The 24,971-nt window shown below is 64.4% G+C and carries 25 protein-coding genes; 10 read left to right on the top strand and 15 right to left on the bottom strand.

The genetic code is table 11. The features are described 5' to 3' along the window. Positions 1–11 precede the first annotated feature (11 nt). Genes ABH924_RS03255 through tkt form a run of 3 tightly spaced genes read right to left on the bottom strand, consistent with a single transcriptional unit; the run spans position 12 to position 4,942 of the window. Positions 12–1,643, bottom strand: a complete 1,632-nt coding sequence (locus tag ABH924_RS03255; RefSeq protein ID WP_404496839.1) for a glucose-6-phosphate isomerase — start codon at positions 1,641–1,643, stop codon at positions 12–14. A 5-nt stretch (positions 1,644–1,648) separates the two neighbouring features. Further along, positions 1,649–2,767, bottom strand: coding sequence for a transaldolase (gene tal / locus ABH924_RS03250; protein ID WP_404496837.1), 1,119 nt, complete (start codon positions 2,765–2,767; stop codon positions 1,649–1,651). Between the two features lie 57 nt (positions 2,768–2,824). Continuing rightward, on the bottom strand, positions 2,825–4,942 hold the full coding sequence (gene tkt, locus ABH924_RS03245) for a transketolase (RefSeq protein WP_404496968.1): 2,118 nt from the start codon (positions 4,940–4,942) through the stop codon (positions 2,825–2,827). A gap of 413 nt (positions 4,943–5,355) precedes the next feature. On the opposite strand from tkt, the gene ABH924_RS03240 reads away from it, so the two are divergent. Beyond that, entirely contained in the window at positions 5,356–6,318 is a 963-nt protein-coding gene (locus ABH924_RS03240) for a heme o synthase (protein WP_404496835.1), read from the top strand. Positions 6,319–6,505: 187 nt separating this feature from the next. Here ABH924_RS03240 and ABH924_RS03235 read toward each other — a convergent pair whose 3' ends face one another. The 3 genes from ABH924_RS03235 to ABH924_RS03225 are packed head-to-tail and all read right to left on the bottom strand — an operon-like array spanning position 6,506 to position 9,248. Continuing rightward, entirely contained in the window at positions 6,506–7,450 is a 945-nt protein-coding gene (locus ABH924_RS03235; RefSeq protein WP_404496833.1) for a heme A synthase, read from the bottom strand. Positions 7,451–7,509: 59 nt separating this feature from the next. Further along, positions 7,510–8,286, bottom strand: coding sequence for an ABC transporter permease (locus ABH924_RS03230; RefSeq protein WP_404496831.1), 777 nt, complete (start codon positions 8,284–8,286; stop codon positions 7,510–7,512). Then, positions 8,283–9,248 carry an ABC transporter ATP-binding protein gene (locus tag ABH924_RS03225; RefSeq protein ID WP_404496829.1) on the bottom strand — a complete coding sequence of 322 codons (966 nt, stop codon included), beginning with the start codon at positions 9,246–9,248 and terminating at the stop codon, positions 8,283–8,285. Before ABH924_RS03225 ends, ABH924_RS03230 begins: the two co-directional genes overlap by 4 nt. A gap of 152 nt (positions 9,249–9,400) precedes the next feature. Between ABH924_RS03225 and ABH924_RS03220 the strand changes: the two genes are divergently transcribed. From ABH924_RS03220 to ABH924_RS03185, 8 genes are all read left to right on the top strand, one after another. After that, positions 9,401–10,168 carry a MarR family transcriptional regulator gene (locus tag ABH924_RS03220; RefSeq protein ID WP_345452210.1) on the top strand — a complete coding sequence of 256 codons (768 nt, stop codon included), beginning with the start codon at positions 9,401–9,403 and terminating at the stop codon, positions 10,166–10,168. An 11-nt stretch (positions 10,169–10,179) separates the two neighbouring features. Beyond that, the gene (gene sufB, locus ABH924_RS03215; protein ID WP_234749436.1) at positions 10,180–11,655 is read left to right on the top strand and encodes a Fe-S cluster assembly protein SufB; all 1,476 of its coding nucleotides are present in this window, start codon (positions 10,180–10,182) and stop codon (positions 11,653–11,655) included. A gap of 2 nt (positions 11,656–11,657) precedes the next feature. Further along, positions 11,658–12,986 carry a Fe-S cluster assembly protein SufD gene (sufD, locus tag ABH924_RS03210; protein ID WP_234749432.1) on the top strand — a complete coding sequence of 443 codons (1,329 nt, stop codon included), beginning with the start codon at positions 11,658–11,660 and terminating at the stop codon, positions 12,984–12,986. A gap of 26 nt (positions 12,987–13,012) precedes the next feature. Continuing rightward, the gene (locus ABH924_RS03205; RefSeq protein WP_059389267.1) at positions 13,013–13,369 is read left to right on the top strand and encodes a non-heme iron oxygenase ferredoxin subunit; all 357 of its coding nucleotides are present in this window, start codon (positions 13,013–13,015) and stop codon (positions 13,367–13,369) included. 38 nt (positions 13,370–13,407) lie between these two features. After that, positions 13,408–14,202 (top strand): Fe-S cluster assembly ATPase SufC, encoded by a 795-nt coding sequence (gene sufC, locus ABH924_RS03200; RefSeq protein ID WP_234749429.1) that lies wholly within the window; start codon positions 13,408–13,410, stop codon positions 14,200–14,202. A gap of 14 nt (positions 14,203–14,216) precedes the next feature. Then, positions 14,217–14,549 (top strand): metal-sulfur cluster assembly factor, encoded by a 333-nt coding sequence (locus ABH924_RS03195; RefSeq protein ID WP_234749426.1) that lies wholly within the window; start codon positions 14,217–14,219, stop codon positions 14,547–14,549. A gap of 197 nt (positions 14,550–14,746) precedes the next feature. Beyond that, positions 14,747–16,174 (top strand): class I adenylate-forming enzyme family protein, encoded by a 1,428-nt coding sequence (locus ABH924_RS03190; RefSeq protein ID WP_404496826.1) that lies wholly within the window; start codon positions 14,747–14,749, stop codon positions 16,172–16,174. A gap of 40 nt (positions 16,175–16,214) precedes the next feature. Then, positions 16,215–17,384, top strand: a complete 1,170-nt coding sequence (locus tag ABH924_RS03185; protein WP_404496824.1) for a thiolase family protein — start codon at positions 16,215–16,217, stop codon at positions 17,382–17,384. Here ABH924_RS03185 and ABH924_RS03180 read toward each other — a convergent pair. From ABH924_RS03180 to ABH924_RS03165, 4 genes are all read right to left on the bottom strand, one after another. After that, on the bottom strand, positions 17,381–18,004 hold the full coding sequence (locus tag ABH924_RS03180) for an energy-coupling factor transporter transmembrane component T family protein (RefSeq protein ID WP_404496822.1): 624 nt from the start codon (positions 18,002–18,004) through the stop codon (positions 17,381–17,383). The genes ABH924_RS03185 and ABH924_RS03180 overlap by 4 nt on opposite strands. Continuing rightward, entirely contained in the window at positions 18,001–18,768 is a 768-nt protein-coding gene (locus ABH924_RS03175) for an energy-coupling factor ABC transporter ATP-binding protein (RefSeq protein ID WP_404496820.1), read from the bottom strand. The genes ABH924_RS03180 and ABH924_RS03175 overlap by 4 nt, the downstream gene beginning before the upstream one ends. Positions 18,769–18,786: 18 nt before the next feature. After that, entirely contained in the window at positions 18,787–19,401 is a 615-nt protein-coding gene (locus tag ABH924_RS03170; protein ID WP_404496818.1) for a biotin transporter BioY, read from the bottom strand. Positions 19,402–19,557: 156 nt separating this feature from the next. Continuing rightward, positions 19,558–20,349: a hypothetical protein gene (locus tag ABH924_RS03165; RefSeq protein ID WP_404496816.1), complete on the bottom strand. Its 792-nt coding sequence runs from the start codon at positions 20,347–20,349 to the stop codon at positions 19,558–19,560. Positions 20,350–20,622: 273 nt separating this feature from the next. On the opposite strand from ABH924_RS03165, the gene ABH924_RS03160 reads away from it, so the two are divergent. Next, on the top strand, positions 20,623–22,221 hold the full coding sequence (locus ABH924_RS03160; RefSeq protein WP_234749405.1) for an ABC-F family ATP-binding cassette domain-containing protein: 1,599 nt from the start codon (positions 20,623–20,625) through the stop codon (positions 22,219–22,221). A gap of 48 nt (positions 22,222–22,269) precedes the next feature. Here the strand turns inward: ABH924_RS03160 and ABH924_RS03155 are convergent, their stop codons facing one another. The 5 genes from ABH924_RS03155 to ABH924_RS03135 all read right to left on the bottom strand — a co-directional run bounded on the left by ABH924_RS03155 (position 22,270) and on the right by ABH924_RS03135 (position 24,898). Next, positions 22,270–22,713, bottom strand: coding sequence for an SRPBCC domain-containing protein (locus ABH924_RS03155; RefSeq protein WP_234749403.1), 444 nt, complete (start codon positions 22,711–22,713; stop codon positions 22,270–22,272). A 70-nt stretch (positions 22,714–22,783) separates the two neighbouring features. After that, complete coding sequence (locus ABH924_RS03150; RefSeq protein WP_404496813.1) at positions 22,784–23,269, bottom strand: YbaK/EbsC family protein; 486 nt, start codon at positions 23,267–23,269, stop codon at positions 22,784–22,786. Next, positions 23,253–24,107: an SURF1 family protein gene (locus tag ABH924_RS03145; RefSeq protein WP_234749397.1), complete on the bottom strand. Its 855-nt coding sequence runs from the start codon at positions 24,105–24,107 to the stop codon at positions 23,253–23,255. The genes ABH924_RS03150 and ABH924_RS03145 overlap by 17 nt, the downstream gene beginning before the upstream one ends. Then, the gene (locus tag ABH924_RS03140) at positions 24,108–24,386 is read right to left on the bottom strand and encodes a hypothetical protein (protein ID WP_404496811.1); all 279 of its coding nucleotides are present in this window, start codon (positions 24,384–24,386) and stop codon (positions 24,108–24,110) included. It lies immediately after the preceding gene. Further along, on the bottom strand, positions 24,383–24,898 hold the full coding sequence (locus tag ABH924_RS03135) for a DUF3099 domain-containing protein (RefSeq protein WP_404496809.1): 516 nt from the start codon (positions 24,896–24,898) through the stop codon (positions 24,383–24,385). The genes ABH924_RS03140 and ABH924_RS03135 overlap by 4 nt, the downstream gene beginning before the upstream one ends. Positions 24,899–24,971 lie beyond the last annotated feature (73 nt).

Below are 24,971 nucleotides of genomic sequence, written 5' to 3'. Positions count from 1 at the left end.
GGGTTTGTGCCTTAGCTTTCGAGCGCGCTGGCCTGGCCGGCCAATGCGGCGACGATTTCCTGGAGCTGGGCAACGCCGGCTCCACGATCCGTGAGGTGCAGCCGCAGGACCGGACGGCCGTGGTTCTCGAGAACCTGGGCATCGCCGGCCGCCTGGGCTGCAATCAGTTGACCGAAAGTGAACGGGCGTTCCGGGATGGCGATGTCGCCGGTCGCGGAAGCCGTAACCTGCAGGAACGAACCGATGGCCGGTCCGCCCTTGTGGAATTGTCCGGTGGAGTGCAGGAAGCGCGGACCCCAGCCGAAAGTGACCGGCCGGCCACTGAGGCCGGCGAGCTCGTCGCGGATGCCTTCCAGCTGCGCGAATGCGATCCGGTCGAAATATGCCTGGACGCTGAGGTAGCCGTCCGTGCCGAGTTCGCCGAGGAGCGCCTTGACGGCGTCGGCGGCCGTTGCCGCGTCGCCGAGCCACGCACCCCCGCGGACCTCGATTGCGCCGTCCACGAAGTTCGCCGGCGTCGGCTCGGGACGGGCGTCCAAGAGGCCGCGTGCGGCAATCTTGGCTGCCTCGACGTCGGGCTGGTCAAAGGGGTTGATGCCGAGCAGGCGACCTGCGACCGAGGTGGCGAATTCCCAGACGAACATCTGGGTGGCCAAGCCACCGGCGATGGCGGCTTCGTTTGCACCGAGTTCGACGTCGGATTCCGCACCGACGAGGCGGATCACCAGGACGTCTTCCGCACCGCTGCTGACCTCGGGTGCGGAAGGACCTGCAACAACCGGGAGAACCCCCGTGCCGAGCTTGCCTGTGGACTCGGCGATGAGCTGCTCGGCCCAGTCCGCAAATCCAACGATTCCGGAGCCGTCTTCGACGATGACGATCTTGTTGCGCAGCGGGGTGGTTCCGCCGAGCGCAGCACCGAGCCGGAGCCCGATGTTTTCGGGGGAGTCCTCGTTGAGGACTCCCCCGGCTTCCTCGGCCTCATCCAGGAATGCCTGGATGTCGACTCCGGCGAGGCCACTCGGGACCAATCCGAAAGCCGTCAGCGCCGAAAAGCGGCCGCCGACGTTCGGGTCGGCGTTGAAGACGGCACGGTAGCCGGCTTCACGTGAGGCCTTGTCCAGCGGGGAACCGGGATCCGTCACGATGACGATGCGGCTCTTGGCATCGATGCCGGCCTCGGTGAAGGCCTGCTCGAATACCCGTCGCTGCGAGTCGGTTTCCACGGTGGAGCCTGACTTGGAAGAGACCACGATTGCCGTCTCGGCCAGGCGGTCCGCGAGGGCAGCACCGACCTGTTCGGGGTCTGTGCTGTCCAGCACGGTCAGCTCGACGCCAGCGGTGCCGGCAATGACCTCGGGAGCAAGTGAAGAACCGCCCATGCCACACAGGACAATGCGGGAGACGCCTTCGGCCCGGAGGGCATCCCGGAGTTCCAGGATTCCTTCGACCAAGGGCTGGGAAACGGTTGCCGCTTCCACCCATCCGAGACGGATGGCCGATTCGGACTCGGCATCCGGACCCCACAGAGTGTGGTCCTTAGCGAAAATCCTCGTGGCAATCCGGTCTTCGACAAGTGCCGGGATGTGCTGCTCGATGGCCTGCTGCGCAGCACCGCTGGCGTCGTAGCTGAGAGTGCTCATGTGGGTTAGGAAGCCTTCCGTGCTGAGGCGAGGGCACCTTCGACGTCGGCCAGAAGTTCCTTCCAGCTGGCGACGAACTTGTCCAGGCCCTCGGATTCGAGGATTGCGACGACGTCGTTGTAGGAGATGGCCAGGCCCTCCAGCGCATTGAGGACGCTGTTTGCTTCCTCGTAGGTGCCGGAGACGGTGTCACCCGTGACCACGCCGTGGTCGAACGTGGCGTCGAGGGTCTTTTCCGGCATGGTGTTGACGACGCCGGCGGCGACCAGTTCGGTCACGTACAGGGTGTCCGGGTAGGCCGGGTCCTTCACGCCGGTCGAAGCCCACAGCGGGCGCTGGGGGAGCGCGCCGGCCGCGGCCAGGACTGCCCAACGCTCGGTGGAGAACAGCTCTTCGTAGACCTGGTACGCGAGGCGGGCGTTGGCAACGCCGGCCTTGCCCTTGAGGGCCTTGGCTTCGTCGGTGCCGAGGGCATTGAGGCGCTTGTCGATCTCGGAGTCAACGCGGGAGACGAAGAAGGACGCCACCGAGTGGATCTTTGAGAGGTCGTGGCCGTTTTCCTTGGCCAGCTCCAGGCCGGACTGGAAAGCGTTGATGACGGCGCGGTAGCGCTCCAGGGAGAAGATCAAGGTCACGTTGACGCTGATGCCCTCGGCCAGGGTTGCCGTGATGGCGGCGAGGCCTTCAAGGGTTGCCGGGATCTTGATGTGGACGTTGTCCTTGTTGACCTTCTTGTACAGGTGCTTGGCCTCGGCGATGGTGCCTTCGGTGTCCCACGCCAGGCGGGGGTCCACCTCGATGGAGACACGGCCGTCGACGCCCTTGCTCGCTGCTGCGACCGGTGCGAAGAGGTCGCAGGCGTCGGCGACGTCGGTGGTGGTGATCTCGAAGACAGTCTCCTCGACGGACGCCCCCTTGGCGGCCTCTTCGGCAATCACTGCGTCGTAGTCGCTGCCGGCGGTGATGGCGGCGTGGAAGATGGACGGGTTGGTGGTGACACCAACCACGTTCTTCTCTTCGATGAGCTTCCGCAGGCTGCCGCTGGAAAGGCGTTCCCGGGAAAGGTCGTCAAGCCAGATGGACACACCGGCGTCGGAAAGCTGCTGGGTGGGAGTCGTAGTCATTTCTTTAATCTCCTTGGAAATCTGTTCGTTGCTGTCGGATTCGTCTCAGAAGCGTCTTCAGCTACTGAGACCCGCGAGGGAGTCCTTGGCGGCGGCGGCGACTGCTTCTGCCGTGATGCCGAACTCCTTGAAGAGGCGCTTGTAGTCTGCGGAGGCGCCGAAGTGCTCGAGGCTGATGGAGCGTCCGGCGTCGCCGACGAATTCCTTCCAGCCCAGTGCCAGGCCGGCTTCGACCGAGACGCGGGCCTTGACGGCGGCCGGGAGCACGGACTCGCGGTACGCGGAGTCCTGCTTGTTGAACCATTCGACGCACGGCATAGAGACGACGCGGGTGGCGATGCCTTCGGCCTGGAGTGCTTCGCGGGCGTTCACTGCGAGCTGGACCTCTGAACCGGTGCCGATCAGGATGACGTCGGCCAGGACCGTGGCGCCGTCCTTCGAAGCCTCTGCCAGGACGTAGCCGCCCTTTGCGACGCCGGCGGTGGAGCCGAAGGTGTCACCATCGGCAATGCCCTCGCCGCGTGCGTAGGTCGGGATGTTCTGGCGGGTCAGTACGATGCCTGCCGGGTTCTCGTGGTTCTCCAGCATGGTCTTCCACGCTGCGGCAACCTCGTTGGCGTCGCCGGGACGGACAACGTCCAGGCCCGGGATGGCGCGCAGGGTGGACAGCTGCTCCACCGGCTGGTGGGTGGGGCCGTCTTCGCCCAGGCCGATCGAGTCGTGGGTCCAGACGTACAGCGACGGGACACCCATGAGGGCGCCAAGGCGGATCGCGGGACGCTGGTAGTCGCTGAAGATCAGGAACGTGCCGGAGAACGCCCGGGTCCGGCCGTGCAGCGAGATGCCGTTCACGATCGACGCGGCGGCGTGCTCGCGGATGCCGAAGTGCAGCACCCGGCCGTAGGGGTTGCCCTTCCAGGCGCCGGTGGAGCGCGAGGTCGGAATGAACGACGGCGAACCCTCGATGGTGGTGTTGTTGGACTCGGCGAGGTCGGCCGAGCCGCCCCACAGTTCCGGAAGGACCGGGCCGATCGCGTTCAGGACCTTGCCGGACGCGGCGCGGGTGGAAACTTCCTTGCCTGCTTCGAACACCGGCAGGACGGCGTCGAGCTCGACAGGAAGCTTCTTGGCCTCGATGCGCTCCAGCAACGCAGCGCCCTCCGGGTTGGCGGCCTGCCACGCCTCGAAGGTTGCCTGCCATTCGCCGCGCTCGGCTGCGCCGCGTTCGACGACGGCACGTGCATGTGCCAGGACGTCCTCGTCAACCTGGAAGGAACGCTCGGGGTCGAAGCCCAGGACTTCCTTCAGTGCTGCGACTTCCTCGGCGCCGAGGGCGGATCCGTGGATCTTGCCGGTGTTCTGCTTCTTGGGGGCAGGGTAGCCGATGATGGTGCGCAGCGAGATGATGGACGGCTTGGACGTCTCGGCCTTCGCGGCGAGCAGGGCGGCGTAGAGTTCCTGGACGTCTTCGACGTATTCGCCGGTCTTGGTCCAGTCCACGCGCTGGGTGTGCCAGCCGTAGGCCTCGTAGCGCTTGAGCACGTCTTCGGTGAACGCGACGTCGGTGTCGTCTTCGATGGAGATGTGGTTCTCGTCGTAGATCACCACGAGGTTGCCCAGTTCCTGGTGCCCGGCCAGGGAAGAAGCTTCCGAGGTGACGCCTTCCTGGAGGTCGCCGTCGGAGGCAATGACCCAGATGGTGTGGTCGAACGGGCTCTCGCCGGCGGGAGCATCGGCGTCGAACAGGCCGCGTTGGCGGCGCTGCGAGTAAGCGAAACCGACGGAGGAGGCCAGGCCTTGGCCCAGCGGGCCGGTGGTGATCTCGACGCCGGCGGTGTGCTTGTATTCCGGGTGGCCGGGGGTCAGCGATCCCCACGTGCGGAGGGCCTCGAGGTCCTTCAGCTCCAGGCCGTAGCCGGAAAGGAACAGCTGGATGTACAGGGTCAGCGATGTGTGTCCGGGGGACAGGATGAACCGGTCACGGCCGATCCAGTCCGGGTGCTTCGGGTCGTGGCGCATCAGCTTCTGGAAGAGAAGGTAGGCGGCCGGTGCAAGGCTCATGGCCGTGCCGGGGTGACCGTTGCCGACCTTCTCGACGGCGTCAGCGGCCAAAACGCGGACGGTATCCACGGCGCGCTGGTCCAGGCTTGTCCAAGTCAGTTCTTGCTCTTCCAAATGTGGCACGTAAACCGAGCCCCTCTCTGTGCTGACGGCTGGTGACGGCACATGGCAAGCCTCGGGCACAGGATGGCGCCCGCTGCGAAGTTCCTACCAGCCGTTCACCATTGAAACGTTGATCTATCATCCAGACATGCAAATCTGAGAATACGCTTTCTCGGAAACCTTGCGTGAGCTGATCTGCAGACAGCTTAGCCCGGTTCGCGGCCCCGAATGGTGGGAATCTCAAAAAATGGACGCATATTCCGTTTTATGAATCACGGCGGCGGCAAAGTGCCGGTGAACTTTCGGAAACAAGGGAAAGCTCCGGGTGCCGTGGCGTCGGACAGGCCACGGTATGATATCTGGAGGCCGAACCGGGGTGCCGCCACCGCGGGAAACCCGCCTTGACAACACCAGCAAAGAACAGAGTGACTGCCAACGTGAGCACAACAGATACGCCCCTCAATGCTTCCCCGGCTGTGGGGAAGCGCGGAATGTCCCGTAAGTTCAAGGCGTATCTGGCACTGACCAAACCCCGCGTGATCGAGTTGCTGCTCGTCAGTACCTTGCCCACCATGATCTTCGCGCAGCGGGGTTTCCCGTCCATCGGCTTGATTCTGGCCACGTTGGTGGGCGGCGCTTTCGCCGCCGGCAGCGCGGGGGTCTTCAACTGCTACATCGACCGCGACATCGACAAATTGATGCACCGCACCGAAAAGCGGCCCCTCGTGACGGGCGAAGTCACCCCTCGCGAAGCACTCGTCTTCGCGTGGATCCTTGGAACTGCCTCCATCGCCATCCTGTGGTTCGGGGCCAACCCGCTTTCGGCTTGGCTCGGCCTTGGTGCGATTGTTTTCTACGTTGTCATCTACACGATGATCCTCAAGCGCCGCACGGCACAGAACATCGTATGGGGCGGCGCGGCTGGCTGCTTCCCGGTGCTGATCGCCTGGGCGGCGGTAACAAACACTGTTGAGTGGCCCGCTGTCGTGCTCTTCATGGTGATTTTCCTGTGGACTCCGCCGCACTACTGGCCGCTGTCGATGCGGTACGGCGAGGACTACCGCAACGCCAACGTCCCCATGCTGGGCGCCATCGCCGGTGCCAAGGTGGTTTCCGTCCAGGTGGTCCTGTACGCCTGGGCCATGGTGGTGTGCTCGCTGCTTTTGGTGCCGGTTGGCCGCGCGGGCTGGGTGTACACCATCGCCGCCGTCCTCGCGGGCGCCTGGTTCCTCTATGAATCCCATGCCCTCTACAACCGGGCCCAGGGCGGGGACGTCTCAAACAAGGGAGCCATGAAGGTCTTCCATGGCTCCATCAGCTACCTGACGCTTCTCTTCATTGCCCTCGCGGTGGACCCGTTCATCGGTTCCCCGATCATCGGCGGCTGACGTCCCCGTCACTGTAGGACGCCCGCTCAGCTATGAGCCCTTTTTCCCAAACGCCCGCTCACCTATGAGCCCTTTTTCCCAAACGCCCGCTCAGCTATAGGGGTAAAACGGAAGACCCTCCTTCACGTCACATGACGTGAAGGAGGGTCTTCCCTTTGGCTAAGGCGAGCCAAGCAGCCGCCAGGGGCTAGAGCTTCGGGCTGAACCGGGCCACATCCGCCGCGTTCGTGGCGGCACTCATGAGCAGGGCGGCACCCAACATGTGCGCCCCAACCAGGAGCGCGGGGATGCCGTTGTAGTACTGGGCAAAGCCAATGACCGCCTGCAGGACCGTCACGGCGAGCAGCAGCAAGGCCGCAGCGCGGAACGCGCCGGTGATTCCCTTGCGCAGGACGAAGTAGACGGCGAAGACGGCTCCGGCCGTGATGAGGTACGCCGGCACTGCGTGGATGTGCGAGAAGAGGTCCCAGTCGAGGTCGTTGCGCGGCGCATTGGCGTCTCCGGCGTGGGGTCCTGCGCCAGTCACCACGACGCCGAGGCACACCGCAACTGCCGAGAAGAACGCGACGGCGGTCATGACGGGGCTCATTGCGCCCGGGATGGGTGCCAACGGTCGTTCCATGAAGCGGCCGGTCCGGCCATAGGCGCGGTTGACCAGGAGCGTGGAGAAGACGACCAGGGCCATGGAAACCAGGAAGTGCAGTCCGACAACCCAGGGGTTCAGATTGGAGAGCACGGTGATGCCGCCGATGATGGCCTGTGCCGGAATGCTGGCAAGCAGGCCCACAGCCAGGAGGAAAAGGTCGCGACGTTCCTTGCGGAGGTTCCACAAATACACCAGCATCAGGACGGCGACGGCCGCCAAGGCGAACGTCAGCATGCGGTTGCCGAATTCGATGAAGCCGTGGATGCCCATCTCCGGCGTGTTCACGAGGGAACCGCTGGTGCAGCGTGGCCATGTCGGGCAGCCGAGCCCCGAGGATGTCAGACGGACCGCGCCGCCAGTGACCACCAGGACCACCTGGCCGATCAGGGACAACATGGCCAGCCTGCGGACGGTGCTGTTGACTTCAGTGGGCAGCTTGGCGGTCAACTGCTGGATGGACTTCGGGAGGCGGGAAGCCGTGCTCACAGTTTTCTCAATTCTGGGTACTCAATTCACGCTGACGGTTCGGTTCCACAACGGGACGCTCAGTTCCATTTGAACCAGCGGACGGCGGCCGCGCCAGGGACGATCGTCCATAGCAGCAGCACAAGAACGTAGGGCAGGGACACGCTGCCATGGAGGAAGGCGTCCCTGAGTGACTGCCCCAGGGCCCCCGAGGGCAGGAAGTGCACGATGTTCTGTGCCAGGTCCGGCAAACGCTCGGCAGGAACCACGATTCCGCCGAGGGCGCCGAGCAGAATCCAGAGCAGGTTCGTGATGGCGAGGGTTGCCTCCGGCCGCACGGTACCGGCAACCAGGAGTCCGAGCGCGGTGAAGGCGGCAGCCCCGAGAACCAACAGGCCCAGGCCGGGAAGCCAACCTTCGGGCCGCGGATGCCAGCCCAGCAACGCGGCCACCGTCCCGATCACCAGGACCTGGAGGACCAGGACGGCCAAGACGGCGATGATCTTGCCTGAAATGAGCCCGGTCCGGCCCAAGGGAGTGGTCGAGAGGAAGCGGAGCACGCCGTAGCGGCGGTCGAAGCCGGTGGCGATGCCTTGGCCGGTGAATGCCGTGGACATGGCACACAGTGCGAGAACGCCCGGCGTCGCGATGTCCACGCGACTGGATCCCAAGCCATCGAGCAGCGGTGTGACGGTGAGCCCCACCAAGGCCAGCAAAGGCATGATCACCGCGAGGATCAGCTGCTCGCCGTTCCGGATCATGGTCAACGTTTCGTAGCGGCCCTGCAGCAGGATCCTGCGCATCAAGGGCGCTGGTCCGGCGTGGGGTGTGCTGAGGGCGGGGGTTGCGCTGGTCATCGGATGTCCCTTCCGGAAATGTCCAGGAAAACGTCTTCCAAGCTGCGCGCCTCCAAGCGGAGGGAGGCCGGCATGATGCCCTTCTCGGCCCACCAGGCCGTGAGCTTCGCCAGATGTTGCGGCGTCAGCGTGCCTGCGATTGCGTAGCTGCCCGCCCGGCTTTCGGTGATGGTCAGTTCGTCGCCGATGGCCGCGGCAATGTCAAGGCCGGCCGGGGCATCAAAGAACAGGGTGCGTTCGGTCACCCCGTCCATGGCCTCGTGGCCGTGGCTCAACAAGTCGGCAACGGTGCCCTCTGCGACGTTGTGACCGGCGTCGATGATGTAAACGTAGTCCGCAAGCCTCTGGGCATCATCCATGAGGTGCGTGGTGAGGATGATACCCATGCCGGCATCCCGCAGTTCGGCGATGAGCTCAAAGACGATTTGGCGCGACTGGGGATCGAGTCCCGCGCTGGGCTCGTCCAGGAAAAGGACTTCGGGGTTGCCGATCAGGGCAGCCGCAAGCGAGAGCCGTTGCTTTTGGCCGCCGGACAAGCGCCGGACGCCGGTGCGGCTGAAGGTGTCGATCCCCAGGCGCTCCACGAGGCCGTCCAAGGGAAGGGGGTTCTGGTACATGCCGGCAATGTGCCGAAGCAAGGGGATGGGACGGGCCGACGGCGGGAGGCCGCCGTCCTGCAGCATCACGCCGACGCGCGAACGAAGGTTCGCGCCGGCCGTGTCAGGGTCTTCGCCAAGGAGTTCGATGCGGCCGCGCGTACGCTTTTGAAGTCCTTGCGCGCATTCGAGCGTTGTTGTCTTTCCCGCACCGTTGGCACCCAGCAAGGCAGTGATCTGGCCGCGTTCTGCGAACATCGACAATCCGCTGACTACCCGGAGCATCTTGCCGTCAAGGGAAGCCAGCGGGCCAACGTCCTTGATGAGTCCATCGATGGTGAGGACAGGGGATTCGGGGGATCGCACCAGAGTATTCTACGTGAAGTAGTAGGGGTGCAACGGGCAAGGTGCCGCAGGCGAGCCTTGCCTTACTGGATGCACGGACTAAATTACGACATGATTGTGTTGTGTATTCCATGAGGAGTTCTGTTTCCGTGCCCGCAAGGCATAGCGCGGTCATGCCTGTGCCCGGTGGCACAGCCGTTGGCGTGGCTGACGCGGAAGACCGCACCCGGGACCGTGTTCTCAACGCGGTGTTGGAACACGGCCCTGTCAGCGCGGCTGAACTTGGCGACATGCTCGGCTTCACCCCTGCAGCTGTCCGCCGGCACCTGGATCACCTTCAGCGCGCCGGGGTCATCGAGGTAAAACGCGTCGCAAAGGCGGGTGCCGGCGCAGGCCGGCCGGCCCGTCGCTATGTCCTCAGCTCCCAAGGGCAGTCGAAGCTCGGGGATGACTACCTGAACATTGCCAGTTCCGCGTTGCGGAGGCTTCGGGACCTCGCCGGCGAAGAAGCTGTGAGGGACTATGCAGTAGAGCGCTTCGCCGAGATGGAACAGCGCTACGCACCCGAAGTCGACCTGGCGGGTTCCGACATTGCGGCCCGCGCTGTGGCGCTGTCCAAGGCGCTGAGCAGGGACGGATACGTCGCGTCGGCTGCGTCGATTGAGACCAAGGCGCCTTTGCCCGCTTCCCTCTCGAGCGTCCAGCTGTGCCAGGGCCATTGCCCCATCCAGCAGCTCGCCGCGGAATTTCCCGTTTTTTGCGACACTGAGACCGAACTTTTTTCCCGTTTGGTCGGCGTCGATGTCCGCAGGCTCTCCACCCTCGCGCAGGGAGGGCATGTCTGCACCACCCACATTCCTACCGGCAGGCCAGCCGCCAAGGAGGCCCTCGGGTTTCCGAAGCTGCAGGCCGCGCCCCATGTCGAATCCAACAATCAGTAAGAAAGGCCGTGATGACGGGTCAATTAGCTGAAGGAACAGCAGAGAAAGCGCTAGCTGACGGTGCTGTGATCTCGGAGATTCTGGAGAAGAATCCCGAGCTGCACGGTATTGGCACCTACGAGTACGGATGGGCTGACAAGAACGACGTCGGCGCGAACGCACGCCGTGGTCTCAACGAAGAGGTAGTCCGCGACATTTCGGCCAAGAAGAGCGAGCCGCAATGGATGCTGGACCTCCGCCTGAAGGGCTTGAAGTACTTCGACCGCAAGCCCATGCCCACCTGGGGTGCAGACCTCTCCGGCATCGACTTCGACAACATCAAGTACTTCGTGCGCTCCACCGAGAAGCAGGCTGCCACGTGGGAAGACCTCCCCGAGGACATCCGCAACACCTACGAGAAGCTGGGTATCCCGGAAGCCGAGCGCAGCCGCCTCGTGTCCGGCGTGGCCGCGCAGTACGAGTCCGAGGTTGTGTACCACCAGATCCGCGAGGACCTGGAAGCACAGGGCGTTATCTTCCTGGACACCGACACCGCGCTCCGCGAGCACCCGGAGATCTTCCAGGAGTACTTCGGCACCATCATTCCGGTGGGCGACAACAAGTTCGCGTCGCTGAACACGGCCGTGTGGTCCGGCGGTTCCTTCGTGTACGTCCCCAAGGGCGTCCACGTGGACATCCCGCTGCAGGCCTACTTCCGCATCAACACCGAGAACATGGGCCAGTTCGAGCGCACCCTGATCATCGCGGACGAGGACTCCTACGTCCACTACATCGAAGGCTGCACCGCTCCGATCTACACTTCGGACTCGCTGCACTCCGCCGTGGTGGAAATCATCGTGAAGAAGGGCGCCCGCGTCCGTTACACGACCATCCAGAACTGGTCCACCAACGTGTACAACCTGGTTACCAAGCGCGCCATCTGCGAAGAAGGCGCCACCATGGAATGGATCGATGGCAACATCGGCTCCAAGGTGACCATGAAGTACCCTGCTGTCTACCTGGTCGGCGAGCACGCCAAGGGTGAGACCCTGTCCATCGCCTTCGCCGGCGAAGGCCAGCACCAGGACACCGGCTCGAAGATGGTCCACATCGCGCCGAACACCAAGAGCTCCATCATTTCCAAGTCCGTGGCCCGCGGCGGCGGTCGTGCAGCCTACCGAGGCCTGGTCCAGGTCCGCGAAGGCGCCAAGCACTCCGCCAACACCGTGCGTTGCGACGCTTTGTTGGTTGACACCATTTCCCGTTCCGACACCTATCCCTACATCGACATCCGCGAGGATGACGTGGTGATGGGTCACGAGGCCACCGTTTCCCGAGTCAGTGAGGAGCAGCTCTTCTATCTGATGTCTCGCGGTATGCCCGAGGACGAGGCCATGGCCATGATCGTGCGCGGCTTCATTGAGCCGATTGCCCGTGAGTTGCCTATGGAATACGCCCTTGAACTCAACCGCCTGATTGAACTGCAGATGGAAGGATCCGTCGGTTAGCAATGACTGAAATCACTACTGAAAAGGCCCGCATCGGCGCGCCATCGGCAAAGCCATTTATCAACGGTTTCACCGAAGAGGGCGAGAACCTCTCGCCGGTCAACACCGGCACCAACACGTCTTCCACCTCGGAAAAGACGTCGGAACAGGCGCCTTCGGCCGGACCGCTTGCGGGCGCCTCGGCCAAGAGCCACTCCCACGGCGGCGGCGTTGGAATTCCGGACAGTTCGCGTGCAGGTCGGCTGACCTCGTACAAGTTGGCTGACTTCAAGCCCCTCACCGGGTTGGAAGAAGACTGGCGCTTCACCCCGCTCAAGCGGCTTCGCGGCCTTCACAACGAGGTCCTCTCCGGTTCGGCACCGTCCGTGGCCGTTACCGGCCCGGACGGCGTCGTCGTCGAGACCGTGGGGCGGGACGACGTCCGTATCGGCTCCGCGGCCATTCCGGAGGACCGCGTGTCCGCCAACGCCTGGGAGAACTTCGCCGAGGCCACCGTCATCACGGTGCCCGCCGAGCTCCGGCTCGACGGCGAAGTGTCAGTGTTGCTTACCGGCACCTCAACTGAAGCTTCCGCACAGCACATCGTGATCGTGGCGGAGCGATTCTCCAAGGCTGTGGTCGTCCTTGACCACCAGGGCAGCGCCGTCGTGTCCGAGAACGTTGAAATCCTCGTGGAGGACGGCGCGGAGCTCACGGTTATTTCGCTCCAGGAATGGAACGACGACGCGGTGCACGCCTCCTCGCAGCAGGCCAAGATCGGCCGCGACGCGAAATTCAAGCACATCGTGGTCAGCCTCGGCGGCGACGTTGTCCGAGTGACACCTTCGACCCGCTTCACGGCGCCGGGCGCCGACGTCGAGATGTTCGGCTTGTACTTCGCCGACGCCGGGCAGCACCTCGAACAGCGGCTTTTCGTTGACCACGCCGTGGCCAACTGCAAGTCCCGCGTGCTGTACAAGGGTGCCCTGCAGGGCCGCAACGCACACACCGTGTGGGTGGGCGACGTCCTGATCCGTAAGGAAGCAGAAGGCACCGACTCTTACGAGGCCAACCGCAACCTGGTCCTCACGGACGGTGCACGCGCCGACTCGGTGCCGAACCTCGAAATCGAAACCGGCTTGATCGAAGGTGCCGGCCACGCCAGCGCCACCGGCCGTTTCGACGACGAGCACTTGTTCTACCTCATGGCACGTGGCATCCCGGAAGACGTTGCCCGCCGTTTGGTGGTCCGTGGCTTCCTCAACGAGATCATCCAGCAGATCAAGGTACCGGCACTCGAAGAGCGCCTCACCGAAGCTGTTGAGCGTGAGCTCGCCGCGAGCGACAACTAATACCAGCCAGGCAGGGAAAACAGACTATGAGCGATCAGCCACAAGGCGAACTGGTATGCAACGCCAACGAGATCCAGGTCAAGCAGGCGCTGCGCATCCTGATCGATGACTACCCCGTGGCCATTGTCAAGGACTCGATGGGAGAGATCCACGCCATCGGCGACACCTGCTCGCACGCGGACATTTCGCTCGCCGAGGGCGAAATTGAAGGCTGCGCGATCGAATGCTGGGGCCACGGTTCACAGTTCGATCTCCGCACCGGACAGCCCTTGCAGCTCCCTGCTTATGACCCCGTCCCGGTCTTCGCCGTCACCCTCGACGGCGACGACGTCTACGTGGACGTGACCAACGTTGTGAACGGCGCCTCAGTACAGAACTACTGAGCGCCAAGTGCCTAAAGACTTACGAAAGAAAGAAGAGCATGTCTACTCTTGAGATCAAGGACCTGCACGTCAGCATCGAGACGGAGCAGGGCACCAAGGAGATCCTGAAGGGCGTCAGCCTGACCATCAAGACCGGCGAGACCCACGCAATCATGGGCCCCAACGGTTCGGGCAAGTCCACCCTGGCGTCCACCATTGCCGGCCACCCGCGCTACAACGTCACGAGCGGCACCATCACGCTCGATGGCGAAAACGTGCTGGCCATGAGCGTTGACCAGCGCGCCCGTGCCGGCGTCTTCCTGGCCATGCAGTACCCCGTAGAGGTTCCGGGCGTCACCATGACCAACTTCCTGCGCACCGCCAAGACGGCAATCGATGGCGTAGCACCGGCCCTCCGCACCTGGACCAAGGACGTCAAGGCGGCCATGCAGCAGCTGCGCATCGACGCCGACTTCGCACAGCGCAACGTCAACGAAGGCTTCTCCGGCGGCGAGAAGAAGCGCGTGGAAATCCTCCAGCTCGAACTCTTCAAGCCGAAGTTCGCCGTGCTGGACGAGACCGACTCCGGCCTCGACGTCGACGCGCTCAAGGTCGTCTCCGAGGGCGTCAATCGCGCCCACGCCGCGGGAAACATGGGTACCTTGCTCATCACCCACTACACCCGCATCCTGCGCTACATCAAGCCGGACTTCGTCCACGTGTTTGTTGATGGCCAGGTTGTCGAAGAGGGCGGCCCCGAATTGGCCGACCGTCTCGAAGAAGAAGGCTACGACCGTTACGCCACGGGCGCCGGCGCAGCCACCATTGCTGCTGCCGCAGCAGCACAGGCCTAGTTAGGACTCCCGCCATGACCGAAATCAACGCGGCTCGCACCAGCCTCGAGGACGTCGAGGAGGCGCTCAAGGATGTCATTGACCCGGAACTCGGTGTCAACGTGGTGGACCTTGGGCTGCTCTACGGTCTGAAGTACTCGGAAGACGACGGCGCTCTGCTCATCGACATGACGTTGACGACGGCGGCCTGTCCGCTGACGGATGTCCTTGAAGAGCAGGTCGGCCAGTCGCTCGACGGCATCGTGGACGACTGGCGCCTCAATTGGGTATGGATGCCCCCATGGGGTCCCGAGCGGATCACGGACGACGGCAAAGACCAGATGCGGGCCCTCGGCTTCAACATCTAAGTCCCCAGCGCCTGCTTAGACCACGACGGCGGCCGGTCACCTTCCAGCGAAGGTGGCCGGCCGCCGTCGTCCCCAAAAGGGCGCTGGGCCCACGCCGGCAGGGTTCCCTGGCCGAACTTGTGGGGCGAGGGGGGCCGGTGGGGAACGATAGGCGTCACAGAAGGTTCTGGGCGTGCGGTACAGGCTAAAATTCGATGATGCCTTTCCTGGACAAACTTCAGCTCTGGGCCGATGAACGCCCCGACGACACTGCAGTCGTCGTTGGCGGCAAACGGCTCAACTGGGCTGACCTCCGGGACGCCGCAACGTTGCGCCTGGGGGAGACGGCCGCGACGACGGTACTCGCCGAGCCCAATTCCCTGGACTTCGTGGTGGCCTACACGGCCGCCGTGGCCGGCGAGCGGCGCTGCGCCGTGCTCGACCCCCTGTGGCCGCAAGCCATGATCGATCAGGTCGCGCAAAGGATCGGACAAGCCGGGCCCGCGGCCGCCCAAGCCTCCGCCGCAGCCCGTGAGCTTGGCGACGGCGACGAGCTGTCCGACGGCCATCCGGACACCACGTTCCTGATCGGCCTGACGTCCGGAACCACGTCCGTACCCAAAGCCTTCACCCGTTCACGGCGTTCGTGGCAGGTCTCGTTTGACGCCTCCATCGAATTTTTCGGGCTGACACAGGAGGACAGGACTCTCGCGCCCGGACCGCTGGCCGCGAGCTTGAACCTATACGCCCTGTCCGAATGCCTGTACGCCGGGGCCGCCTTCCACACCATGGAGACCTTCGACGTCGGCGACGTCCACGCAGCCATCGCTTACGACGGCGTCACCCGCCTGGTCCTCGTGCCCACCATGCTGCGCCTGTTGAGCGAGCGCGGACTGACCGGAGGCGTGGACGCATCCGGCGTGCGGAGCATCATCTGTGCAGGCTCGAAACTGGACGCCCGCACCCTTGAGGCCGCCAGGCGTTGGGCGCCCAATGCGGCAATTTTCGAGTACTACGGTGCGTCCGAGCTCAGTTTCGTTTCCGGAACACGCCTTGCTGCCGGGGAACCGCTCGACGTCGGCGGCACGGGAATCGGCGGGCCGTTTCCCGGCGTCGAACTCAAGATCATTGACGACGACGGCGCGGAGGCGCCCGAAGGTGCCGACGGGAACATCTGCGTCCGCTCCGGCATGGTCAGCAATGGGTACCTTTGGGGCGACGACGGCCAGGCACTCCGGTGCTTTGACGGTTGGTACACCGTGGGAGACCAGGGCTATCTGGACTCCGGTGTCCTGCATATCCTCGGCCGTCGATCCGACATGATCATCACCTCCGGGAGGAACGTCTATCCCCACGAGGTGGAGCTTGCCTTGGCATCGGTCCCCGGGGTCTCGGCGGCCGTCGCGGCCGGAATGCTGGACGAGGTCCGCGGTCAGAAAGTTGTGGCGGGAATCGTACCCGCCTACGGTTCGGTGACGGCAACCCAAGTGAAGACGGGCCTGGACGGTTTGCTCGCCAGGGACAAGCGACCCCTGCGGTACTTCACGCTGTCCGAATTGCCCGTGACGGACCGTGGGAAGGTCAGCCGCCAGATGTTGCTCGACTGGATTGAGAACAACGATCCGCGGGCGCAACCCCTTGCCTAGCCGCGGGCCGGGCACAGGGCCGGACCCTTCGCGCCAAGCGGTGATCATTGCCGCCCTGCGTACACCTATTTGCCGGGCCAACGGACAACTCAAGTCGCTTCGCGCCGAGGAACTCCTCTCTCCGGTCCTGCGTTCACTGCTGACAGCCACGGGTGTTGCCGGCCCTGACGTCAGCGACGTCGTGATCGGCAATGCGGTGGGCGGAGGCGGAAACCTGGCCCGGTATGCCGCGCTGCGCGCGGGATTGCCTGTGGGCGTTCCCGGCCTGACTGTGGACCGGCAGTGCGGTTCCGGACTCGACGCCATCGCCCTGGCCTCCCGGCTCGTTGCCGCGGGCGGTAACGGCGTCTTTCTGGCCGGGGGAGTGGAGAGCATCAGTACTGCCCCGCTGCGTGCCCGGCGAAACCAGGATCCCGACGGCGAGCCGGACTTCTACACGCGCGCCACCTTTGTGCCGCCCGAGTTCGGGGACCCGGACATGGGGGTGGCTGCCGAAAATGTGGCGCGGGAATTCTTCGTCAGCCGCGAACGACAGGACGATTTCGCCCTGCGGAGTCACCAGCGTGCGGTCGCTGCCACTGCGGCGGGCGCATTCGCCCCGGAAATTGTTCCCTTGGAAGCAGGGGGCGCCGTGGTGCGGGCGGATGACGGACCCCGGGCATCCCTTAGGGCCGGACTCATGGCCCGCTTCGCGCCGGCATTCGTACCGGGCGGCACTGTGACGGCCGGAAACTCGTGCTTCGATGCGGACGCGGCCTCCGCCGTCGTTATCACTTCGCTGGAGCGGGCCCGGCAACTTGGTGCCGCGGACGGATTGCTCGTCCTGGGCTGTGACACAGCAGGCGTGGACCCGGAACTGCTGGGCATCGGTGCTTCAGTGGCCGCCAAGCGGTTGCTGGCGGGGCTGGATCTTGAATCTGGGCAACTGGACCTCGTGGAATTCAACGAGGCATTCGCTTCGCAGACGCTCGCTTGCCTTGACGCGTTGGGAGTGGAACCGGAACGGGCGAACCTCGACGGCGGAGCGCTGGCGTTGGGACACGCTTACGGTGCGTCGGGGGCTGTCCTGGTGACACGGCTACTGGCCCAGGCCCGCAGGATTGCCGAAGAGCGACCGGGCCGGGAGAGTTTGGCGCTGGCGATGATCAGCATCGCAGGTGGAATGGGCACGGCGGCAATGTTCCAGTACTCGCAGTTGCAGGGCGATTAGTCTTCTGCGTCGCCAAGGCCGCGTGCGGCCAGGGCGTCGCCGGTCTGCCGCGCATAGGCAACCGTGGTGATGAACACCGGCAAGACCAAGGCACGGGGATTGCGTTCAAGCCCCCGCGCGCGGGCTGAGTCACGGACATCGGAGAATGCGCCGGCAATGAACGGAAGGCTGCGCAGCATAATGGCGATGGTCAGCGCGAAGCGCTCAGGGTCCGCCCCGAAACGCTTCAAGGGCTTGGACAGGGCAACCACCCCGTCCAGCAACGCCTGCACGGGAGTCGTGACCGTAAGGACCGACGCCGCGACGACGCAGACCAGCACATTGAGCACGATCCGCGCGGCAACGGGGCCTCCCAGCTGCCACCATTGGAAGGCGCCGATCACGGCGAGGATGGGCGTCACGAGCCACACGGAACGCGCGAGCCGTTTGAACCCCGCACCGCTTAGTAGGAAGAGTCCGCACATCACGGCGAGGACCGCTGCCGAGACAAGCCAGTCCACGATCAGGAACGATGCCAGGCCGCAGCCGGCAACCAGCAGGAACTTGAGCCACAGGGGGGTGCGGTGCACGATCGAGTCGCCCCGCACATAGTTGGGGATCAGGACCCGGTGGCCCCTCACGTCGCCTGCACCTTGCCCTGTGGGGATTCGGCGGCGACTCGCCGGACTTCGCCGGGTGCCGCTTCCCTTGCACAAAGCGCGCGGTAGTGTTCGACGGCGTCGGCTGCTCCGCCGTCGAACACTATCCGTCCGCAATCCACCACCAAGGCGCGGTCCGCTTCGAGGGCGAGGTCGAGATCGTGGGTGGACATGATGATCTGTTGCTCCAGGCCCGCAAGCGTTCGCCTGAGCAGCTCCCGGTTGCGCAGGTCCAGCAACGTTGAAGGCTCGTCGAGGACCAGCACGGCGGGATTCACCGCGAGGACGGCCGCGAGGGCGAGCAACTGGCGTTCGCCGCCGGAGAGCTCGTAAATACTCTGATCGGCGAGGTCCAGGATCCCGAACCGTTGCAGGACAGCTTCGGCACGGGCCGCACGCTCTTTGGAGTTCTTGATGGAACGGCGCAGGGAGAGTTCAACGTCTTCCCGGCCGGTCGGCATGACCAACTGCGACAGGGGATCGGTGAAGACGAAGCCCACCTGGCTGCGGACATGACGAACGTCCCGCATGCTGTCTGCGCCGTTGACGCTGACGGTACCTTCGCTTGGAGCCACGAGGCCGTTGAGCAAGCGCAGCAGGGTGGACTTTCCTGAGCCGTTGGCCCCGATGACAGCAATGCGTTGCTCTGTGAGTTCCAAGGAGACGTCCTGCAGCAAAGTCTTGGGCGCCGGGGTGCCGTCGACGGCCACGCGCACTGAGACCTCGCTGAGAATGATGTTGTTCATGTACTGATTGTTCCCGCTTTATTTGACGCGGCGGACCAGGATGTCCGGGAAGGCCTTGTGGAGCGAGACGGCGATGATCGCCGCCAGGACGTTCTTGATGGTGTCGCCGGGGTAATACGCCAGGTCGGCGAGGAATGCCTTGGCGAAGTCGAACTTGCCGTTGACCATGAAGCCAAGCACTCCGAGGCCGTGGATGAGGACGATTGTGCTGATCATGGCGGCGGCGAACAGGAAAACGGCACGGTGCTTGACGGTCTTGCGGATCACGATCGCTGCCAGCCAGCCGGCGGCGGCCGCCGCCAACGGAAAGGCGATGATGTAGCCGGCCGACGGTGTCGCCAGGATGCCGAGCCCGCTGCGGCCTCCGCTGAAGATCGGCATGCCCGCGAAACCGAGCAGTGTGTAAAGCCCGACGGCGGCGAAGGCCCGCCCGCCGCCGAGCACGAGGCCGGTCAGGATGACCGCGAGGGTCTGCAGGGTGATCGGCACGCCCAAGGCGCCGACCGGAATGCCCGGAATCAGCGTTGAGGCGGCCACGAGGGCTGCGAATACCGCGATGAGGCCGATGTCCGTGGACGTCCAGCGGGTGCGGGGGGAGGGTCGTCTCGTGGAAGCGGTTTCGGTGCTGCTCATGGTGCGTCCTGTCTGTGCCTGGGGTGGAATGAATCCCCTGAAACCGACACTACAGAGCGGCCTGGCACGGCATTTTGTAGGGTGTCAACGAGCAGCACAGCAAGGCCTTGGTGCCAAGGTACAAAGAGTGACGCTGTTGGCGGGCGGAGCCTTTGGCTAGGCCTCGACGTCCTCTGCTGTTGGGGTGAAGCCCGCGCGGTCAACCCTGCGGTGGTAGTGCATCCCGGCCAGTCCGCCCAGTACGGCGGCGACGAGGGTCACTGCTGCCACCACGACGGCGGCGATGATGCCGGTTGTGCTGAGCTGTCCCTCATTCACCGGGATCCTCGGGAAGCTGTTCACGTTGGCGAGGATATTGAACCGCGGTCCGGCGAGCAAGCCCAGCAACGCCACCAGCACGGCGACGATAATTGCCCAAAACCAGACCATGAGCCCTTGCCTGACGCCGTTGAACCGGGCCATGCGTCCGGCAACGTAGCCGCCGCAGTAATAGGAAAGGAACAGGATGACCAGGAGCGCGATGATCCCCGCAATGCCCACGGTCTGCGATGACGCCAGGCTCACTGCGTCACTGACGTTCGCGTTGTTGGCGAGTCCAACAGCGATCCCCGCCGCCGCCAGGAGTGCGACCAACAGCACGGCCATCCCTGTGGCGGTCAGCCAACCGAAGAAGGCCGAGCCAATCTTGATTCCGCCGAACTGCTCCTTTTCGCGGGCGATGACCGTCTCACGGGTGGCGGCGCCCGGGTCGGAAGCGGCGGGAACCACGGGAAAGCTGCTGGTGTCGTCGACGTAGTTGTCGTCAGCGTAGCTGTCGTCAACATAACCAGGGCCAGTTCCACGTACATCGTCCACCCGGTCCCGCCGTGGTTCGGCGGCGTCCGGGACTTCATTCTGGCCGCGGTCAGCCCGGACGTGTTTGCCATCGGATCCTGTTGCACTACTCATCGAGAGCCTCCCTCGCAATCGTCCAATCGGATTCAACTCTGAGCCGCAATGCCGGCGCTCCCCTCCTGGGTCCTACCTTCACCTAACCACGCGCCGAAAGTAGTAGCAAGGGTACTTACTATTCCAGGATCATCCGCGTGCGCCCTTGGCGCTGGCGAGCGGGCGACCCAACGGGCGGTAGAATCGTAAAGGCCGTTTGTTCGGCCCTTCCACTTCAGCCGCGCCTTGACCTCCGGTGCTGCGGGTGTTCCCCATTGAAAGGCATCCCCCGAATTGATTACCGTCCAGGAACTCGAACTGCGCGCCGGCGCCCGCCTGCTCATGGACCAGGTGAGCTTCCGCGTGGACAAGGGGGACAAAATCGGTCTGGTGGGCCGGAATGGTGCGGGCAAGACGACCCTCACCCGCGTCCTAGCCGGCGAGGGCCTGCCCGCGGCTGGCAAGGTTGCCCGCAGTGGTGAGATTGGCTACTTGCCCCAGGATCCGCGGACCCCGGACATGGAACAGCTGGCACGCGACCGCATCCTTTCCGCCCGCGGCCTCGACGTGGTTGTGGGCAAGCTGAAGCAGGCCCAAACGGACATGTCCAGCGAAGATGCCACGGTCCAGCGCAAAGCCATGAACCGCTACGACCGCTTGGAAGCCGAGTTCCTCGCAGGAGGCGGTTATGCGGCCGAGGCCGAAGCCGCAGCTATTTCCTCCAACCTGGCACTTCCCGAGCGGCTCCTGAACCAGCCGCTCAAGACACTGTCCGGCGGCCAGCGCCGCCGCGTGGAGCTGGCCCGGATCCTCTACTCGGACGCCGAAACTCTCCTCCTGGACGAACCCACCAACCACCTCGATGCGGACTCCATCACCTGGCTCCGGGACTTCCTCAAGAGCCACCAGGGCGGGCTGATTGTGATCAGCCACGACGTGGAGCTCCTCGAAGCCACGGTTAACAAGGTTTACCACCTGGACGCCAACCGGGCGCAGATCGACTTCTACAACATGGGTTGGAAGCGCTACCTGCAACAGCGTGAAACCGATGAGCGAGCCCGCAAGCGCGAACGCGCCAATGCCGAGAAGAAGGCCCAGGTCCTCATGGACCAGGCCAACAAGATGCGTGCCAAGGCCACCAAGGCCGTCGCGGCGCAGAACATGGCGAAGCGTGCCGAACGCCTGCTCGGCGGCCTCGAAGCAGTCCGCGAGAATGACCGCGTGGCAGCCTTGCGTTTCCCGGATCCGGCTCCGTGCGGTAGGACTCCGCTCACCGCAGAGGGTTTGAGCAAGTCCTACGGCTCATTGGAAATCTTCACCGACGTGGACCTCGCAATCGACCGTGGCTCCAAAGTGGTCATCCTGGGCCTCAACGGTGCAGGCAAGACCACCCTCCTGCGGATGCTCGCCGGGGTGGACAAGCCGGACACCGGCGAAATCGTTCCGGGGCACGGGCTCAAAGTGGGCTACTACGCGCAGGAACACGAAACCCTGGACCACGACCGCACCGTCCTTGAGAACATGCGTTCATCCGCTCCCGACATGAAGGACGCTGAGGTCCGGGGGATCCTCGGGTCCTTCCTGTTCTCCGGTGACGACGTCGACAAGCCGGCAGGTGTGCTTTCCGGTGGTGAGAAGACACGACTGGCCCTCGCCACGATCGTGGCCTCGAGCGCCAACGTGCTGCTCCTCGACGAGCCCACCAACAACCTCGACCCGGCCAGCCGCGCTGAGATCCTTGGCGCGCTGCGAAACTATTCCGGCGCCGTCGTGCTCGTCAGCCACGATGAAGGCGCCGTTCAGGCGCTGAACCCGGAACGCGTGGTCCTGCTCCCGGACGGCGTCGAGGACCACTGGAACGAAGACTACCTGGACCTCATCACCCTCGCTTAGGGGTGCGGGTCAGGGAGTTTCCACCCCGTCAGGGCATTTCCCACCCCGTCAGGGCATTTCCCACGGCACAGAGGCAAGTGGGCGGCCGAGTTCAATGTAGCTTTTCAAATTGGACATGACCGCCGACCAGCCGCGGCCTGCAATCGCCAACTGTTCGTCGTCGGCGATGTTCCTGTGATGGACGGTAAGCCGGGCAATACCGTCATGTGATTCGATGGTGAAGGTGACGACGTCGGGCTTCACCACCGCTGGAACCGCGGGATCCTCCCACGTGTTCACGAGGCGCGCCGGCGGCGTTGCTTCCAGGATGGTTCCCACGACGTCGGCGGTTCCGGAGCCATCCGTGCGCCGGTGTTCCCAGCGTGAACCTGCCTTCCAGTCCGAGACATTGGAGTGGCCCCAGTACTCAGCGCTTTGGGCTGCGTCCGTCAGTGCCGTCCAAATCTGGTCCGGGGATCCTTCGATGTACGTGACGTAGGTGTATTCAGCCATGCTCACAGCCTAGCCCTCGGCCGCAGCGGATCAATGACCTGCCGGATCAATGACCCGGCGGACTACCGGCTCAGCGGACCTTCAGGGGCTGGGCGGCCGTAATCCGCTGGAGTTCGCTGTAACTGATGGAGAACATCGAGTTATGGTCACCTGCGCCGGCCCAGAGCAGTGGATGCTCCTGGAGCGAAATGTCGAGGATGGTCCGTATGGGCTGCGGGTGTCCAAGGGGAGCCACGCCGCCCACGGCCTGGCCGGTGTGCTCCAAGACGAAGTCCGGGCTGGCCCGGCGGATCCTGGCTGTCCCCAAGGAGGCAGCGACCAAGGCGGTGTCCACCTTCGCGGCCCCGCTCGCGAGAATCAGCAGGGGAGCTCCGTCAAGCTCGAAGACCAGGCTGTTGGCGATCGCCGCAATATCGCAACCCAGCAAGGAAGCTGCCGCAGCGGCTGTGGGGACATCGTCGTCGAAGGTGCGCACCGTGTCTTGGGCGCCGGCCGCGGTCAGGGCCGACTTCACGTTCAGCACCGGGGCCGGGACCATTTCAGTAGCCTTGTGCATCCAGGATTGCGTCTTCCTCTTCTTCGGCCGTTGGCCGCTTTGATTTCCGTGGCGCTGGTGCCTTGCGACGAGGCATCGCACTGATTTCTTCTTCCTCGTCCTCGGCATCAATCCGGGCGTTGCGGGCCTGTTGCCTGGCCGCGTAGCCGAAACCGACGAACATCAGCACGCCGAAGGCGAACCACTGCAAGGAGTAGGAGAGGTGGGTGCCCTCGTCTGTGGCCGGCTTGGCGAACGGCGCGGGCATCATCTGGACGGCGGGCGACTCTGTGGCGAGCTGCCCGTAGGCGCCGGTCATGAGGGGATAGCCAAGCTCCGTGGCGTAGGAAGGAAGATCGATCGATGCCAGCTGGCCGTCCACGGCGCCGCGGCCCAGATCCGGTTCCGAGGCCTTCAAGCGGGCGACGACGGTGACCTCGCCGGCCGGCGGGGCCGGGATGCTGTCGGGGTGGCCGGGAGTCTTGTTTCCGATGGGCAACCACCCGCGGTCAATCACCACGGCTTCGCCGCTCGACAACCGGAACGGGACCACAACTTCGTACCCGGGCTGGCCGTTGAGGGGACGGTTACGGACGACGCGTTGGCCCGAAACGTCATAGCTTCCATGCAGCTCCACCTGCGTCCATTCCCGTTCGGGATCCAAGGACCGGAATTCCGCCTTGGCGGCGGAAAACGGAACGGGAGTGGCCGAGTAGTTGGTGACAACGCGGTTGATCTCGGCCAACGTCTCGGCCCTGCGGTCCATTTGCCAGCGGCCCAGCAACACGCAACCGGTGGCGAAGATCACGGCCAGGACGAAATAGCCCAGCCACTTGCTGGAAAAAAGAAAGCGGTACATTCAGCGGGCCTCGCCTGGGTCAGTGGTCTTCGCGAACGGTATTGTCTCTTTCCAAAGGCCGCGGGTCTGCAGGTAGTCCTCCAACCATCCCCGGTGTTCCCCGCAGGACAGCCACACCTTACGGCGCTCGGGAGTGTGGATGCGGGGATTGTTCCACAGGAGCTGCCACGTAGCCTCGGCGCGGCACGCCTTGCGTGAGCAGACAGCCGGAGCCGTCCCGCCCTGGCCGGCATGCTCCTCATTCTCCAGCCCAAGGCCGCCCATAGTGAAGATATTCATGAAGCCGCCCGTTCTTCCCCGCCGAGCGGATATTTGAGTTTGCTGCCGCCGGGAATGTCTTCTGGTTCCGGGCGGGAAACGTCCTGAGGGGTGGCATCGTCGTCGATGAGTTCGCCCTCCAAGACGGTGACGGGCGCCGCGGGCGGCTCCCCTTCTTCTGAAGGTGACGCTTCCAGCTCCGCGGCCGGGACGTAGTCCAGCAAGGCATCGCTGTGGACTTCGGCTTTGTCGCTGCCATTGGCGATCACTACGGCAATCCAGGGCAGGAACACGGCCCCTGCGACGGCGATGATCTTGAACCAACCATCGACCACGAAAATGAGGAGGAGGCACACCAAGCGGATACCCATGGCCACGGCGTACTTGATCATTCGTTCGCGCATGTCGTCCGAGTGGGCGGCGGCGGCGTCGGTAATGCTGTGCACCACGGGGTCACCTGAAACGGCGTCCGGGTCCCCGGGCGCCTGCAGGGGACTGCTATCTCTTGTCACGGCTGATTCATCACGCTCCAACGGCTTCCCTCAATTCTCTCACCCCGGAACGGGCCGCCCAAACCGCGCCGGGCGCAGCTACCCGCGGCCAGGG

This window comes from Arthrobacter sp. GAS37 (genome assembly GCF_044908325.1).
In the GTDB taxonomy this organism is placed as follows: domain Bacteria; phylum Actinomycetota; class Actinomycetes; order Actinomycetales; family Micrococcaceae; genus Arthrobacter; species Arthrobacter ramosus.
Note: the sequence above shows the minus strand (reverse complement) of the source record. Positions and strands in the feature narration are given on the sequence as shown.

What these genes read in the sequence shown, in the direction of transcription:
- ABH924_RS03255 (WP_404496839.1), bottom strand. Translation starts at nt 1,643, where the DNA reads ATGAGCACTCTCAGCTACGACGCCAGCGGTGCTGCGCAGCAGGCCATC.
- tal (WP_404496837.1), bottom strand. Translation starts at nt 2,767, where the DNA reads ATGACTACGACTCCCACCCAGCAGCTTTCCGACGCCGGTGTGTCCATC.
- ABH924_RS03230 (WP_404496831.1), bottom strand. Translation starts at nt 8,286, where the DNA reads ATGACCAGCGCAACCCCCGCCCTCAGCACACCCCACGCCGGACCAGCG.
- ABH924_RS03220 (WP_345452210.1), top strand. Translation starts at nt 9,401, where the DNA reads ATGCCTGTGCCCGGTGGCACAGCCGTTGGCGTGGCTGACGCGGAAGAC.
- sufB (WP_234749436.1), top strand. Translation starts at nt 10,180, where the DNA reads ATGACGGGTCAATTAGCTGAAGGAACAGCAGAGAAAGCGCTAGCTGAC.
- sufD (WP_234749432.1), top strand. Translation starts at nt 11,658, where the DNA reads ATGACTGAAATCACTACTGAAAAGGCCCGCATCGGCGCGCCATCGGCA.
- ABH924_RS03205 (WP_059389267.1), top strand. Translation starts at nt 13,013, where the DNA reads ATGAGCGATCAGCCACAAGGCGAACTGGTATGCAACGCCAACGAGATC.
- sufC (WP_234749429.1), top strand. Translation starts at nt 13,408, where the DNA reads ATGTCTACTCTTGAGATCAAGGACCTGCACGTCAGCATCGAGACGGAG.
- ABH924_RS03195 (WP_234749426.1), top strand. Translation starts at nt 14,217, where the DNA reads ATGACCGAAATCAACGCGGCTCGCACCAGCCTCGAGGACGTCGAGGAG.
- ABH924_RS03190 (WP_404496826.1), top strand. Translation starts at nt 14,747, where the DNA reads ATGCCTTTCCTGGACAAACTTCAGCTCTGGGCCGATGAACGCCCCGAC.
- ABH924_RS03175 (WP_404496820.1), bottom strand. Translation starts at nt 18,768, where the DNA reads ATGAACAACATCATTCTCAGCGAGGTCTCAGTGCGCGTGGCCGTCGAC.
- ABH924_RS03170 (WP_404496818.1), bottom strand. Translation starts at nt 19,401, where the DNA reads ATGAGCAGCACCGAAACCGCTTCCACGAGACGACCCTCCCCCCGCACC.
- ABH924_RS03165 (WP_404496816.1), bottom strand. Translation starts at nt 20,349, where the DNA reads ATGAGTAGTGCAACAGGATCCGATGGCAAACACGTCCGGGCTGACCGC.
- ABH924_RS03155 (WP_234749403.1), bottom strand. Translation starts at nt 22,713, where the DNA reads ATGGCTGAATACACCTACGTCACGTACATCGAAGGATCCCCGGACCAG.
- ABH924_RS03150 (WP_404496813.1), bottom strand. Translation starts at nt 23,269, where the DNA reads ATGCACAAGGCTACTGAAATGGTCCCGGCCCCGGTGCTGAACGTGAAG.
- ABH924_RS03145 (WP_234749397.1), bottom strand. Translation starts at nt 24,107, where the DNA reads ATGTACCGCTTTCTTTTTTCCAGCAAGTGGCTGGGCTATTTCGTCCTG.
- ABH924_RS03140 (WP_404496811.1), bottom strand. Translation starts at nt 24,386, where the DNA reads ATGAATATCTTCACTATGGGCGGCCTTGGGCTGGAGAATGAGGAGCAT.